The sequence below is a fragment of the Porphyromonas somerae genome (assembly GCF_022845615.1).
In the GTDB taxonomy this organism is placed as follows: domain Bacteria; phylum Bacteroidota; class Bacteroidia; order Bacteroidales; family Porphyromonadaceae; genus Porphyromonas_A; species Porphyromonas_A somerae.
In genome coordinates this window covers 896,937-912,154 of sequence record NZ_AP025559.1, presented here as the reverse complement: position 1 = coordinate 912,154, position 15,218 = coordinate 896,937, and the positions used below count along the sequence as shown (strand labels likewise).

Genomic DNA, 15,218 nt, shown 5'->3' with positions numbered 1-15,218 from the left:
GTTATGAGTACACAGCATGCCAAAGCTGCTAAAACCTTTTTAGCCGATAAGAAAAATGCCAAGTGGCACGATGAGACCCTTTGGCTCGTTCGTCAGAAGCGTGATAATCTGAGCAAGCATATTCCTGAGTGGGAGAAGCTAAGAGAGACAGCCCGTGATATAAAGATGTATAGCACCTCTCACATGGAGGAGCTAATTGAGGAGTTTGAGAAAAATGCCACCGCCAATGGGTGTATCGTCCACTACGCAAAGGATGCCGAGGAGTATCGTAAGGTGATCTATGATATTCTCTCAAGTCATGGGGTGAAGAAGATGGTAAAGAGTAAGTCGATGCTCTCCGAGGAGTGTGAGCTGAATAACTATCTATTTTCCAAAGGCATAGATGTGGTAGAGAGTGATCTAGGGGAGCGTATCCTACAATTGATGCATGCCCATCCTAGCCATATTGTACTCCCTGCAATACACATTAAGCGTGAAGCTGTAGGCAAACTATTTGAGGAGAAGCTAGGGAGTGAGAAGGGTAACTTTGACCCTACCTATCTGACCCACCAAGCTAGGAAATCACTTCGTGAGGACTTCCTCAGTGCCGATGCAGCTATGACGGGAGGCAACTTTGCTGTGGCTGAAACTGGTGAGGTGGTGGTCTGCACCAATGAGGGAAATGCTGATATGGGCATGTCATGCCAAAACCTTAATATTACCGCGTTTGGCATTGATAAGTTAATTCCCAACTTAGATAGCCTTGCAGTATTTACAAGGCTCTTAGCTCGATCTGCTACCGGCCAGCCAAGCACTACCTATACCTCGCACTTCGGAAAGCCACATAAGGGTGGAGAGCAGCACTTTATACTAGTAGATAATGGGCGTACGGACATCCTGGAGCAAAAGGAGCACCGTAAAGTACTCAATTGTATACGTTGTGGTGCTTGTATGAATACTTGCCCTGTATATCGTAGAAGTGGCGGTTACTCATATAGTTACTTTATCCCAGGACCTATTGGTATCAATCTTGGTATGCTAAAGGATCCCGATAAGCACTCAGGCAATGTGTCGGCATGTTCGCTCTGCCTTTCTTGCTCCAATGTATGCCCAGTGATGATTGATCTAGGAGAGCAGATATATGTGTGGCGACAAAAGCTGGATAAGTTGGGCCAAGCCAATAAGGAAAAGAAACTGATGGTTAACGCAATGACCCCTGTATTCAATAGCCCATTTATGTTTAATACTGCCATCAAGATGGCGCCAGTTGTCAATCATCTCCCTCGGCCTCTTATCTATAATGGCTTGAATGCTTGGGGTGAGGGTCGTGAGTTGCCAAAGTTTACTAAGCAGTCATTCAATAGCTGGTGGAAGGAGCATCATAAAAAATAAAGCACTATTATGGATCAAAGCAAACAAAAGATATTAGACAATATAAGGCGTCACACCCATGAAAAGTATGAGATGCCAGACCTTAGCTTTCAACATATCACCTACGATGATAGGCTACAAACCTTCCTGAATATTTCGGCTGGAGTAGGTGGGCGTGCTGAATTGCTGGGTGAAGGTGAGACTGTAGACCAAGCTATTCAACGACTTTATCCAGATGCCAAAAGAGTGGCTTCCAATCTTCCAGAGGTTCATGTAGCTACTTATAATCCTGATGAGATTGAAACCCCACGAGAGCTTAATGGAACGGATCTCGTAGTTATTCGCGGTGAGTTCGGAGTGTGTGAGAATGGAGCTGTTTATATAGAGCAATCATATAAGCATCGTGCTATCTACTTCATCGCAGAGGCAATGGTGATCATACTAGATCGTAATGCACTCGTGGATACGATGCATGAGGCCTATCAAAAGGTGCCAAAAGAACTCTCCAATGAGTTCCGTGGGTTTATCTCTGGGCCTTCAAAGACGGCTGATATTGAGCAAGCCCTAGTGAAAGGAGCACACGGTGCTAGAGAGACCGTGGTGTTACTCGTGTGATTGAGTATCTATCATCATCCAACAATAGATAAATATGAGCGTGTTATTTTCTATTCTTCCGATTGTCCTCCTTTTCGTCTTGATGCTCGGCTTTAAGATGGCAGGACACAAAAGTGCCCTTATCACCTTGATCGTTACCATTCTTATAGCCCTTTTCCTTCCGAATCAATTTGATTTTGCACCAGAAGGGTATGAGCAGAGTGGGGTATGGTGGGCTGTGCTAGAGGGATTCCTTAAAGCAACCTTCCCGATCTTGATTATCATACTGATGGCTATTTATAGCTATAATGTACTGCTTAAGAGTGGTGATATAGAGATTATTAAGCGTCAGTTCACATCACTTTCTGATGATAAAGGGGTCACCGTGCTTCTCCTAGTATGGGGATTTGGTGGGTTGCTAGAGGGTATGGCAGGATTTGGAACTGCCGTTGCGATTCCAGCTGCTATCCTAATCTCTTTGGGATTTAAGCCTGGCTTTAGTGCTTTGGTTTCATTGATAGCTAATAGTGTACCCACAGGATTTGGTGCTGTGGGCGTGCCTGTGACAACTCTTGCGAATGAAGTCTCTGCAAGTGGCGTTGCAACACAAGAGGAGATCTTGGATATCTCTTCTAAGGTGGTTGTACAACTCTCCCCACTGATGATTATTCTGCCCTTTATTATTCTGTTTTTAACCGATAGTAGTAAGAAGGCACTAGGTAAGAACATTGTACTGGCACTACTTGTAGGTATTGTATCACTCGTTGTGCAATTTACATCAGCTAGATATTTAGGAGCTGAAACTCCAGCTATCTTTGGAAGTATTGCTTCTATCTTTGTAATCATACTATATGCTAAGCTATTTACTAAGAGTGGCAAGAAGGTAGAGGAAGAAAAGGTATCCACCAAGGCAAACCTTAGGGCTTGGAGTGTGTACTTTTTCATCCTCCTATTTATTGTGCTCAGCGGTCCACTAGTTCCTAGTATCAATGGATTCCTTAAGAGTACCCTTGTAAGTAAAGTTCACTTGCCCATATATCCTGAAGGGAAGTTCTTTACCTTTGGATGGATCTCCAATGCTGGGCTTATGCTCTTTTTGGGTAGTGTAATTGGTGGACTTATTCAAGGGCTGAGTGTAAAGACCTTGCTCACTGTATTAGCTGAAACGGTGGTCAATCTCCGAAAAACAGTGGTGACCATTCTAAGCCTAGTGGCTATTGCTTCTGTGATGGGATACTCGGGTATGATATTGGTGATTGCGTCAGCGCTTGCGGCAGCTACAGGTGCCTACTACCCTCTATTTGCACCACTGATAGGTGCTATCGGTACCTTTGTGACAGGTAGTGATACCTCCTCTAATATCCTATTTGGTAAGCTTCAGGCAAATGTGGCCACTCAGATTGGTTATCCTGACCCTAATTGGTTGGCAGCAGCGAATACTGCAGGAGCTACTGGAGGTAAGATCATTTCCCCACAGAGTATTGCTATAGCAACTGCATCGTGTGGTATGGAGGGTGAGGATGGTAAGATTCTTGCCTCTGCACTTCCCTATGCCGTGGGCTATATTGTATTGGCTGGCCTTATGGTGTACTTCTCAGTCGGAGTTATCTAGATCTTTCTCTGACTTTTGAAAGGTACTTTGCAATAGATTAATTACTTGAAAACAAATGGTTTAATGTGATATCATCAAGGAGTTTATGCTAAAATAGCTCTCTTAAAGCAGAAATCATAGCTTTAGTATTTTGTCATATAGATTTTTGTAGTTATCTTTGCGGAGCCTTAGGGAAGTTGCTTAGGGCGTGAGTGACCTATGGTGTAATGGTAGCACAACAGGTTTTGGTTCTGTTTGTCGAGGTTCGAATCCTCGTAGGTCAACTTTTTAGATAGCCTATATATTAAAACGCCTTCTCGGTAATTCCCTAGAAGGCGTTTGTTTTATTTCAAAGGTTAAGATTATATGAGTACCAACGAGCATAAACTTTCTGCTACCCCAACCCTCCCCACTCTTATCATGGAGACTTCGTGGGAGGTCTGCAATAAGGTGGGGGGCATCTATACTGTACTTAGCACCCGTGTGGCAACAATGATAGAGAAGCATGGGAGAGAATCCCTGTTATTTATAGGGCCAAAACTTGAGACTCCACAGCAGGACTTTATCCCTTCTAGAATAAAGAGTGATCATGAGCTGGCTGATAAGCTCTTCGCTGAAACAGGGATTAAGGTACATTTGGGGAGTTGGGATGTTGTCGGCAAGCCTCGTGTGGCACTTGTGGCTTATCAATCGCTAGCTAGTCAGAAAGATGGGCTATATTATGAGATGTGGCAGGAGTATGGTATTCGTGGAGAGATAGGATATGGCGATTATGATGATTCTTGCCTCTTTAGCCTTGCCGTTGCAAAAGTGATGAAAGCATATATTATGCTTTTTCCTTCTGAGTATCCTTTGGCCATATTCAATGAGTGGACAACTGGTATGGGGCTCCTAGCACTTCGGAAGTGGGCTCCTCAGATTTACACACTATTTATTACTCATGCTACCTCTGTAGGACGTTCTATAGCTAGTAATGGGAAGTCATTATATAGCCAGCTGCCTAATTATAACGGTAATCAAATGGCCGAAGAACTTGGCGTGTTGTGCAAGCATCAGGTGGAGCGTTCAGCTGCTCATGTGGCAGATGTCTTTGCTACGGTCAGTGAGGTAACAGCACTTGAAGCTGCACAGTTAATAGGTCGTGAGCCAATGGTGCTTCCAAATGGTTGGGAGGAGGGGGTGATACCTTCTGGATACCAATTGCGCAAACTACGCGAGGGAGGAAGAAAAGCTATTTGTCATCTCGCAGAGACGCTTTATGGAACTAAGCTAAGCGACGATCCATTTATAGTAGCCACTTCTGGTCGTTGTGAATATCGTAATAAAGGGCTGGATGTGTTTATTGATGCTTTGAGGCGACTACATAATATGGACTTAACTCGCGATATTGTGGCATTAATATTGGTGCCTAGTTGGGTTAAAGCTCCTAGGCCTGAGCTCCAAGCAGCTTTAGCTAGTGACAAAGCTACTACGCTTGCAATGCAGATGCCGTACGTTACTCATGAGCTTAATGATGGATTGGGCAATCAAATTTTCGCACATCTCCATTCTTTAGCTGAGAATTGGGGGCAAAATATCTATCCAATATTTATTCCAGATTACTTGGATGGTGCTGATGAGGTGCTTAATATTACCTATTATGACCTTTTGCCGGCTGTGGACTTAACGGTATTTGCTAGCTACTATGAGCCATGGGGGTATACACCATTAGAAAGCATCGCTTTTGGGGTGCCTACACTTACAACGAACAAAGCTGGCTTTGGTATGTGGGCCATGGAGACCAATACCAAGAACTGCCTGAGGTATGGTGCAAAGGCTCTAGAAAGAGAGGACGATGGCTTTGAGAGCTTGGCGGAGAGCATTGCTCAAAAGATTGCACGATTCTCTTCTTTTCCTAAAGAGATGGTCACACAAAGCAAGCAACGTGCTAAGAAATTAGCTCAGAAAGCGAGTTGGCACTGCTTCTATACCCAATATTTAGAGGCCTATAGTGAGGCAATTAATCGGAACCCATCTAAAGAGAATTGAGCAGATGTGTAAGTTTTCATTCATTATCCCGATATATAATAGACCAGATGAGCTACGGGAGTTATTAGCTTCTTTTGTTTCACAAGAGCAGGTAGAAGGTATTGACTATGAGGTGATCGTGGTAGAAGATGGCTCTACCAACGACTCTGAAGATGTTGTAAGTGTCTCGGGATTGCCTGTGAAGTATATTGTGCAGGAAAATACCGGCCCTAGTGGTGCTAGAAATAGAGGTGTAAAAGAGGCAAATGGTGAGTGGGTAGTCTTTTTGGATAGTGATGCGGTACTTCCCAATAACTACATTCATAGGGTAAATGAATACGTAGATAATACAGCTTGTGACTTGTGGGGAGGTCCAGATAGGTCTAGAGAAGACTTTACAATAATACAGAAGGCGATTGACTACTCTATGACCTCGTTGCTCACTACAGGTGGAATTCGTGGCAAGAAAAAGAGTGTTGACCATTTCTATCCACGCACCTTTAATATGGGGATACGTCGGGAGTTATTTAATCAGTTGGGTGGCTTTAGGGATGGTATGCGGTACGGAGAGGACTTAGACCTAAGTATGCGAGCTTTGGAGAATGGTGGAGTTTCTGCTTTATTTGAAGAGGCATGGGTATACCATAAGCGTAGAGTTGATTTCAAAGCTTTTTTTCGACAGATTCGTCAAAGTGGTAAGGCAAGAATTGTCCTAAATCGGTACCACCCTGGCACGCTCAAGTTGGTACATACATTGCCTAGTCTATTTGTGATATTTAATGTGGCTGTATTACTGACCCTCTCGCCTGTGCTTTATTCCATTTTGCTTCTTTACCCGCTTGCTATCGTGGTAGATATATACACCAAGGGGGGGAGTTTAGAGCTCGCTGGCTACGCGGTAGCTGCTGCCTATGTGCAGCACTTTGCCTATGGGTTAGGGTTCCTTGAAGAGTGGCTATTCCCCAAGACAAATTAGCCTCCTATTTTTAGATGGAGACAAAATAGTATCTTTGCAGAGTATGAGTGATATTGGACATCTATATTATGAGATTGCTGGAATGCCAGTAGTTCTGGAGACACCGAATGCCGATCGTGTATCGCAGCTATTGATCCCCTATGCTCCTTTCCTTTTGAAATGTAGTAAAGGTGTTGAGGCAAAGGTCTGCTTTACGGCAGGGGTAGGGATCTCCATTCCTAGTGATTTAACTCCAATCGATACTGGTGAGTTTGAGGGAGGATGGTCCAAAATATATTGTGATGACCAATACTACTATACAGAGATGGAGCTCTTTGACCATCTCTACTATATGCGTGCTACAAAGGATTGGTCTAAAGTCGAAAGCGATGTGGATCTATTGCAGAAGGATGCTATTTATGTATTGAACTCTTTTTTGATACCAGCTTATGGGATGCAACTCATCAAGTTGAAGGGCTTAAAGATGCATGCTTCTGTAACGATGGTTGATGGAAAAGCTTTGCTCTTTATGGGAACTAGTGGCACAGGAAAGAGTACTCATTCAATGTTATGGAGGAGGTATGTCCCTGGTGCTTGCTTACTGAATGATGATGAACCTATCATTCGTCTTTTTCCAAATGGAGAAGTAAGAGTGTATGGCGCTCCGTGGAGTGGAAAGACCCCTTGCTATATTAATGAATCGGCAAAGGTGGCAGGAATGGTGCTTTTGAAGCAAGCTCCTGAAAACAAGATCTATAGAGGGAAGTTTAGTGAAGCTTTAAGTGCATTGGTGATGTCTACAAGTGTGCTTAGAACAGACAATGACCATCGCAATCAGTCGTTTGAGCTATTGACAGATATTGCCCAGCAGATCCCATTTTATACGTTGGAGTGTAGACCTGATAGAGGGGCTGTGGAGCTAACGTACCCATTATTGTCTAATGATAAATAGTAATCTTATGAAACTTAGAGACGATATCGTAATTCGTAAAGTAGGCGGCGAGTACATTACAGTTGTACCTAGCCCTCAGGGCGTAGGATATAGCTCTGTAGTAACGCTTAATGAGAGTGCTGCTGAGGTTGTCAAGACTTTTACTGGACTTGAATTTAGTGCAGATTTAGTAGCCACTTTTTTGCTGAATAATTATGATGTTGATACTGAGAAAGCCCACGAAGATGCAGTTGCTCTTGTGAAGCTTATAGAAAGTTCAGGCTTGATAAGCTTAGAAAATCATTAATTTTTTTCTAGTAGGGAGGGAAATGGAAGATCTGCTCGGTTTGGCAGCGAAAGATTTATCACAAGGATACCGAGTGATAGTAAGAGCCAGAGGTAATAGTATGTATCCTTTGATTCATGATAAGACTGATAAAATAGTTCTAGCACCTATTTGTGCCCGTCTTAAGGTGGGAGAGATAGTGTTGGCTATTAATGATGGCGGCTTCATTTTACATCGAATTGTGAAAATATACTCTGACAGTGTATTATTACGCGGTGATGGCAATCCTGCTGGCATAGAGCATATTAAGATTGACTCAATATTAGGAGAAGCAATAGCGATAGTACGGAGTAATAATAGAGTGATTCAGAAAGGTTCACTACTATGGCGAGGCTTTCAATATCTATGGCCAAAAGGTGGCTGGTTTAGGAAAAAGTCTTTGGGGGTCTTACGACGACTAGATTTGATTTAGATTATGGATAGAGCATCGCTACTTTTTATTGAACTATTGAGAGCTTCTATTAGGGGCATTCTATTTGAAAATAATGGCTCCGATTCAGAGTTCACAATACAGCAAGTACCACAGATATGGAGACTTGCTAAGCAGCATCAGGTAGAGGGAATGATTGCCGACCAATTGCTGACACTCCCCGACTTGCCTATGAATATTTCGGTCCAACTGATGAGCTATTTGCAGAGTTTGGAGAGGCTATCTAATGATATGTCGTCTGTCTTAGCAAAGCTCTATAAAGAGTTGAAGGCACTTAACATTCACCCCATCCTTGTCAAAGGCCATGCTAATGCTGCTCTTTATCCCAATCCATTACTGAGAACCATTGGAGATATTGACCTATACTTTCAAGATAAGTCTGATTTTGAAAAAGTTATAGAGTTGATGAGTAGGAGGGGATACAAAATTCATAGTGAGACTAAAAATAATAAGTTACTCCATAAGGCGGTGCAAATGGATACCTTCTTACTAGAGTGCCATGGTCAATTACTCTACTTACCTTTGACTACTAAGAATAAGGTATTTGAAGAGTACTACAATCAATTACTCAATCACACTGAGAAAAAGACTATCTTGATTGATGATGTTCCTGTACAAGTGTTACCCGCTGAACTACAGCTAATTCATACTTTCCTGCACTTTTTTGGAGACTTTTTATATGGTGGTGCTAATTTTAAGCGACTATTGGATTGGTACTTTGTGGTGAGTAAGTATGGTCAAGTTATTGATCAAGACCGATTGTCACGCTTGCTTAAAGAAATGAAGCTAGAGTATCAAGTAGGTCTCTTTGGGGAGCTCTTGAATAGATGGTTTGAGCTTCCAGCAGAGTCAATTCCATGGAAAAGACCAAAGCAAACACCTAAATTTCATCGCGATTTAAAATCACTAAAGCACTGCTATTTTGAAAATAGGGTGGAGCAGTTAAAGAGTAGATCCTCTCAAGGAAGTGTCTGGCAACAACGCTTTTGGAAGTGGTGGAGTGTAGTGGATCATAACTTCCATTATAGGCACGTAATAGGTCATTATACCTATAAAGCTCCGATGGATATGCTTCTTTTTAGGGCCAAAGAAACTGTGATAAGGAGATGAAAAAGAGAACAAAGATAATTTCCTTATTGTTAAAGGATTATTGGGTAAGACTGCTCTTAATCTTTCTTCTAGGATTGGTATCAGTGGGTCTTAGCTTCCTCTTTGTCTGGCTTAGTAAGCTATTAATTGATGTGGCTACAGGGGATTCATTGAAGTATGACTTTTGGTTTGTAGTGATATGGTATTTATCACTTATCTTTGGACGAATACTACTGACCACTTGGAATAGATGGTTTTCAACTACCACGTCGGCAAAAATCACTAAAACGCTTCGTACTAGGCTCTATGACGAGCTACTGTATACTAAGTGGAATGAGCTATCACACCTTAGAAGTGGGGATCTTACTTCAAGGTTACTTCAGGATGCAAAGGAGGTAACTGGATTACTGGTTTGGCAGTTACCTTCCTTGGCAATTGGGGTGATTCAGTTGATTGGAGCATTAGTATTCATGTCCTTCATTGATCCTCGAGTGACGTGGTGTGTCGTCTTTTTTATCCCCTTCGTCTTTTTCTTTAGTCGAATATACTTTAGGAAGATGCGAGTGATCACTCACAGAGTGAAAGGACGGGAGAGCGATCTTTTTTCCTACTTTAATGAGGTAGTTCAGCATCAACTAATCATACGAATTTTTGGTCAACAACCTAAGACGCTCTCTAAACTAGGTAAGGGGGAGAAACATTTGGTGGACATGATTAAAGAGCAACTACGCTTCAGTGTATATAGTGGTTTAGCTTTGAAAATAGTATTCACTGGGGGGTATGGAATAGCTATGGTATGGGCCATCTACCGCCTGCACTTAGGGTTGATTACTTTTGGATCGGTAGTAGCTTTTTTGCAATTGGTCTCTTACATTCAATCACCCACCTACAATACCGTAAAGTTATTGCCTGGTATTGCATCTTCACTGACTGCTATTGACAGATTAGAGGAATTGCTTTTGCTTCCATCGGAACTAAGAGCATCTAGAATTATGGACTTCAATTCCATTGAAGGTATCCAGGCAAAGAAGGTAAGCTTTAGCTATAAAGGAAGAAAAGAGGTATTGAATCAGGTTGACTTTGAAATCAATCGTGGTGAATTGGTGGCATTAACTGGAGTTACTGGTACGGGAAAAACTACGATTTTCAAGCTCTTGATGGGACTAGAGACTCCTATGAATGGCTCACTGCATTTAGCTCTCTTGGGAGGAAAAAAGGTGGAGATAGACGAACAAACTCGTGATGCATTTGCATATGTGCCACAAGAGACAGCACTTTTCTCTGGAACGATCAGAGATAATTTATTACTCGGTGCTCCTGAGGCTTCTGAGGAGCAAATGATAGATGCACTGCACTTGGCTGTTGCAGGTTATGTATTAGAACTTAGTGACGGCTTGGACACCGTCCTTACAGAGGGCGGAGTAGGGCTATCGGAAGGGCAGGCACAACGCATCTCTATCGCTAGAGCCTTATTATCAAATAGACCCATATTGCTACTTGATGAAGCAACTTCTGCCTTGGATCCTGAAACGGAGTCTCAATTACTGGCCAATCTCCAACGATTGACTATTGAAAGAGGTCTAACGACACTATTTATTACTCACAATCCGAAGGTGGCAGATCATTGTAACCGCACCCTCAACTTAGCACATGGTAAAATCAACGAATCGTATGAATACAACTAAACTCCTATCAATCATTATTCCAGCCTACAATGTGGCCCCATATATAGGCAAGTGCTTAGATAGTTGCTTAAACCAAGACATTCCACACGAGCATTATGAAATTATAGTGGTGGATGATGGGTCGAAAGATGACACAGCACTAGTTGTAAAGCAATATTGTAATGAATACCCTAATATCTCGTATCACTATCAAGAGAATGCGGGGCAAGGCGTTGCTAGAAATGTTGGCCTTAGCTATGCGACAGGTGAATATATATGGTTTGTCGACTCAGACGACTGGATAAAAGAAAATTGTATCAATTCATTGCTTGATTATGTAAGAAAACTCCAGCTAGATATCTGCTTGTTCCCTGTGGCCAAGGTAGATGGAGAAAGGAAAAACATAAAGGATGATTTCGCTCATTTTAATGAAATTGCATACTCTTTAGATGAGTTTGCTGAAATGGGAAAGATGACCTATTCTCCTTGCAACTATTTGTTTTTACACGCGCTTAGTAGCTCAAATAACATCTGTTTTTTGTCGGGAATATATCATGAGGATATAGAGTTTAATACCCGGCTTATCATGGAAGCAACTTGTATCGGGCATTATAAAAGTAGTGAAGGACTGTATTACTACAGATATACTCGTGAAGGTTCTACAATGAATAATCGATCTGAGCCATCCTTGCGAAAACACATTTTAAGTCTATTTATTGTCTTAAAATCAATGCGTAATACTTATACTCAAGCACAAGGTGCCTACAAATCGTTATTAGCCATTACACATAATAGTCTGTTTCTCACCGCTCTTATTCCTATTTTTGAGACCTGCGATTTGCCAAATAAGGATCAGTTATATCGCGAGTATGCCAAGGAGTATCAATTTGAATATCTGAAACCGAAAAAAAGGCTTTCAAAGGTGGATATTATGTCTCCTTTTCGCTACTCTCTAGCTCTCACAACAAGACTACAACGCACATTCCAATCCTTTAGAGCCTTAATAAACCACACTAGATTTTAGGACATGATTAAATCATAATCTAAACAGCTATTACTTCTTTTTCAGTAGTGTGGTCAGAGTGTCTTTAGCTTTGAGTAGTCCTTGGAATATTTGCCCAACTATTGGAGTTTTCCAAATGTTGTACAACTTATGTGCTTTTTTTGACACCTCCATTTGTTGTTTTAGCGACTCTGGAAGGTGGATGTAGTAGTCCCACCACTTATCAAATTGGATGGCATATCCTTTCCAAGGTTTAGCAGAGGTGTAATGCACATTGCCATGACGGTGTACTGCTTTCCAGTCATCATTTGTATAGACCTTCAAAAAAGCATCTTTGTATATACTTGGATAGAAGGTCCGTATACTATTGTAGTAGGGGGGTAGGGATATGATTTTGCCGTGTGCTAAGATGTTGTAGGCATCTTGATCTGGAAAAACAAAGCTCTTTGCCCTCTCCGTCTGTAGCAGATCCATCATCTGCTTGCTGAAATTCACTCTCCTCATCTCCTTGAGGTTCATCAAAAGGAACCCGCTATTGATGTACCATGTGGGGTCATTAAGTTCAAGAGACTTAAAGTGATCTATATTAGCGCCTATTAGTGTCTCCCGTACTCCTCCTAATAAGTTTTCATCCAGGTCTATAGAGAAGAGCTTGGAGAGGTCGTTTTGCACAATAATATCACAGTCTAGGTAAAGAGCAGTATTATACTCTGGAAGAAGCTCAGGAATCAGAATCCTATACAGTGACCCTATGGAGAACGATCCAAAATAGGCACTTGGCACGCGACCCGACATATCTATAAAGGTCCACTCAGACACGATACCTCTCTTGTCCAATCCTTTTATCCTCTGCTCAATAGAAGAGGATAGCGGAGCCTCAACAAGTGAAATGATATGGTACCTTGTATTAGGGCTTGCACTCTCAATGATTGATAGTAGAGTAGTAGCTGCAGGGACTACGAAATTGGTCGTGTAGCAAACAACAATAGAAAGTGGCATAGTCGTATTCATCATTGAAGCAATTCATCAAATAGTTTTGCCCAAGTATTTGCAATGGGTGGGGTAGGGTTGGTTATAGGTGTGGGCATAAAACTTCCATATGCTTCTTCAATAACCTTCTTCATTAAGTTAGCTAGCTCGTTAGCATCATGAGGAGAAAAATAGGCTGTCTGTAAAAGTCCACCAGCAGTTTCGTGAGCATAGGGTAAATCTGCTAGTAAAATTGGGCGACCATATCTTCCAAATTCTGTAATAGGAAGCCCCCAAGTCTCCACTTTAGAGGGAAAGACAAGTGCATCAGCCTTGTCATATAACTCCCTCATCTGAGTCTGATTTTGATAGCCAGCAAAAGAGATAGAGCTGACTTCGCCCCATCGGCTGTATAGATACTTTGCATACCTGTTTTCATCTCCTTTGAGGGTCAAAATGGTTTGAAACCTTCCTTTGCCTATCTGCTCTTCTAGCAGTTTTGAAGCTTGACAGAGTAGTTCAAAATTCTTGTGTACATTTGGAGCCGCAGGGTAGAAGAATGTAGTAGTCCTGGAATTGTTTGCTGGCCTAATTTCGTCATTTCTTATTGGCATCATTGGAGGGAATACGATAATTCTCTCAGATGACAAACCGAATAACTTCTCAAATGCATCCTTAAACCACTGAGTTTGTACAACCACAAAGTCGTTCTTCTTTATATTGGGTCGATAGATAAAATTCTTTGATAGCCATGCAAAGAAGAATATCTTGTAATTAAGGCAAAGGTCTCTAATACTTCCCTTATAAAAGGGGAATGGATTATGGCAATATACGGCCCTTTTATTAGCAACAATATTTGGTGTTGTATCATGTAGAGAAAGCCAAAGATCGATTGAAGAGAGCCTTTTAGAGAGTTTTTTTAGGGTAATATGTTCACACCAAAGACGGTGCATCCAAGTCTTCTTGGCCCATGGAATTTCTATGTATTCAATCCCTTCATATAGAGCTAGTTTTTTATCGTGTACAATAGCGATGACTCTGAGGTGATCAACCTGAGTGGATAGGTACTCGAGACAATTATTTAATATCTCAAGCGTACCCCCTGTATTAATATTTACAGCTGAAATTACGATTAACTGCTTATTCATATAGAACCTTATTAAAAAGTGATGTCCACAGCCTCATTATTCTTTCTTCATCAAATCTCTTTGAAGAAACTACTGCTGCATTTCCCATGCGTAGTCTTAACTCTTGATCTTTAATAAGCTCAAGTAGTTTATCAGCAAATAACTGCCGGTCGCCCATTGGAATGATATAGCCATCAATTCCGTCATTGATAATGTCTTTTGGCCCACACTTACAATCGTAAGAGATTATTGGCAACCCACAAGCTTGGGCTTCTAAAAGCACCATCGGAAGTCCTTCGTAGCGAGAAGTCATTGCGTATATGCTCCCTGTGAGATACTTCTCCTGAATAGTGGAAGTAGCAGGTGATAGCGTCACTTTACTCTTGAGACCAAGACCATCAATTAATTTCTGGAGCCTATCTTTATCTGGACCATTACCTATGATTTCAAGGCCCCAATCAGGTGCCTTATCGTGTATAGCATTGAAAATATGTATTAGTTCAGAAAAGTGTTTTTGGTGTGCCAGTCGTCCAACAGCTATAATCTTATTGGTTCTTTCTGTTTCCTTTAAATCAACATTCCTGAATGTATTGTTTAGAGCATTAGGTATAACACTTATATTTTTATCCATACCCCAGTAGCCTTTGTCCTCGTTTGTAAGAACTACAAAATGGTCGTATGACTTAGCTGTTTTAAGATCTTGTTTGCTTAATATGCGATCAATGATGCCCAATAATCCTTTCCTTTCATATTGCTTCCTTTTGAATCTTGAAAAATGGACTTCAAGGATTTTCTTGCTTCCATCATTAATTTTTGGAATGATAGATGACCCATTGTCAAAGAGTGAGACAACTATGTCGGGCCTAATTGATCGCAGATGTTTGGAGAGAATGCTTTTATGCTTTAAGAGTTTAAATGGGTATGAAAAAAGCTTAGCTGCTATCCCCTTGCTTTCTTCGTAATTAATGCCCAAGTCAATTTGCTGAATATTTGGATTGAGAGGAAAAAAAGCATTGCGTCCTCTCTGCTCTGTGGTGATAATCGTAATTTCATATCCGTGAGACGACAGCCAGTTTGCCTTGTTCGAAAGCACGCGTTCCATACCTCCAGAGTTATAGGTCCCTCCTATGCAGTAGACAAGCTTGATATTACGTTTTTCCAT

14 protein-coding genes and 1 tRNA gene are annotated in these 15,218 nt (G+C 41.6%); 12 read left to right on the top strand and 3 right to left on the bottom strand.

Annotated elements, in window-relative coordinates; all coding sequences use genetic code 11:
- The first annotated feature begins 3 nt into the window (after positions 1-3).
- From MWL85_RS03820 to MWL85_RS03765, 12 genes are all read left to right on the top strand, one after another.
- Positions 4-1,371: a lactate utilization protein B gene (locus MWL85_RS03820; RefSeq protein ID WP_244401486.1), complete on the top strand. Its 1,368-nt coding sequence runs from the start codon at positions 4-6 to the stop codon at positions 1,369-1,371.
- A gap of 9 nt (positions 1,372-1,380) precedes the next feature.
- The gene (locus MWL85_RS03815) at positions 1,381-1,965 is read left to right on the top strand and encodes a LutC/YkgG family protein (protein WP_244401485.1); all 585 of its coding nucleotides are present in this window, start codon (positions 1,381-1,383) and stop codon (positions 1,963-1,965) included.
- 34 nt (positions 1,966-1,999) lie between these two features.
- On the top strand, positions 2,000-3,556 hold the full coding sequence (locus tag MWL85_RS03810; protein WP_244401484.1) for an L-lactate permease: 1,557 nt from the start codon (positions 2,000-2,002) through the stop codon (positions 3,554-3,556).
- Positions 3,557-3,748: 192 nt separating this feature from the next.
- Positions 3,749-3,819 (top strand) — tRNA-Gln (locus MWL85_RS03805).
- A gap of 82 nt (positions 3,820-3,901) precedes the next feature.
- Positions 3,902-5,563: a glycosyltransferase gene (locus MWL85_RS03800; protein ID WP_244401483.1), complete on the top strand. Its 1,662-nt coding sequence runs from the start codon at positions 3,902-3,904 to the stop codon at positions 5,561-5,563.
- Positions 5,564-5,567: 4 nt separating this feature from the next.
- A complete protein-coding gene (locus MWL85_RS03795; RefSeq protein WP_244401482.1) occupies positions 5,568-6,518 on the top strand; it encodes a glycosyltransferase family 2 protein in 951 nt (316 codons plus the stop codon).
- A gap of 43 nt (positions 6,519-6,561) precedes the next feature.
- Complete coding sequence (locus MWL85_RS03790; RefSeq protein ID WP_244401481.1) at positions 6,562-7,449, top strand: hypothetical protein; 888 nt, start codon at positions 6,562-6,564, stop codon at positions 7,447-7,449.
- 7 nt (positions 7,450-7,456) lie between these two features.
- On the top strand, positions 7,457-7,735 hold the full coding sequence (locus MWL85_RS03785; protein ID WP_244401480.1) for a PqqD family protein: 279 nt from the start codon (positions 7,457-7,459) through the stop codon (positions 7,733-7,735).
- A 22-nt stretch (positions 7,736-7,757) separates the two neighbouring features.
- On the top strand, positions 7,758-8,186 hold the full coding sequence (locus MWL85_RS03780; protein WP_244401479.1) for a S24/S26 family peptidase: 429 nt from the start codon (positions 7,758-7,760) through the stop codon (positions 8,184-8,186).
- A 3-nt stretch (positions 8,187-8,189) separates the two neighbouring features.
- Positions 8,190-9,314, top strand: a complete 1,125-nt coding sequence (locus tag MWL85_RS03775; RefSeq protein WP_244401478.1) for a nucleotidyltransferase domain-containing protein — start codon at positions 8,190-8,192, stop codon at positions 9,312-9,314.
- Positions 9,311-10,978, top strand: coding sequence for an ABC transporter ATP-binding protein (locus MWL85_RS03770; protein ID WP_244401477.1), 1,668 nt, complete (start codon positions 9,311-9,313; stop codon positions 10,976-10,978). The genes MWL85_RS03775 and MWL85_RS03770 overlap by 4 nt, the downstream gene beginning before the upstream one ends.
- Positions 10,965-11,981, top strand: coding sequence for a glycosyltransferase family 2 protein (locus tag MWL85_RS03765; protein WP_244401476.1), 1,017 nt, complete (start codon positions 10,965-10,967; stop codon positions 11,979-11,981). The genes MWL85_RS03770 and MWL85_RS03765 overlap by 14 nt, the downstream gene beginning before the upstream one ends.
- A 30-nt stretch (positions 11,982-12,011) precedes the next feature.
- Here the strand turns inward: MWL85_RS03765 and MWL85_RS03760 are convergent, their stop codons facing one another.
- The 3 genes from MWL85_RS03760 to MWL85_RS03750 are packed head-to-tail and all read right to left on the bottom strand — an operon-like array spanning position 12,012 to position 15,218.
- A complete protein-coding gene (locus MWL85_RS03760) occupies positions 12,012-12,974 on the bottom strand; it encodes a glycosyltransferase family 8 protein (RefSeq protein ID WP_244401475.1) in 963 nt (320 codons plus the stop codon).
- Positions 12,971-14,077: a glycosyltransferase family 4 protein gene (locus MWL85_RS03755; RefSeq protein ID WP_244401474.1), complete on the bottom strand. Its 1,107-nt coding sequence runs from the start codon at positions 14,075-14,077 to the stop codon at positions 12,971-12,973. The genes MWL85_RS03760 and MWL85_RS03755 overlap by 4 nt, the downstream gene beginning before the upstream one ends.
- Positions 14,070-15,218, bottom strand: coding sequence for a glycosyltransferase family 4 protein (locus MWL85_RS03750; RefSeq protein WP_244401473.1), 1,149 nt, complete (start codon positions 15,216-15,218; stop codon positions 14,070-14,072). The genes MWL85_RS03755 and MWL85_RS03750 overlap by 8 nt, the downstream gene beginning before the upstream one ends.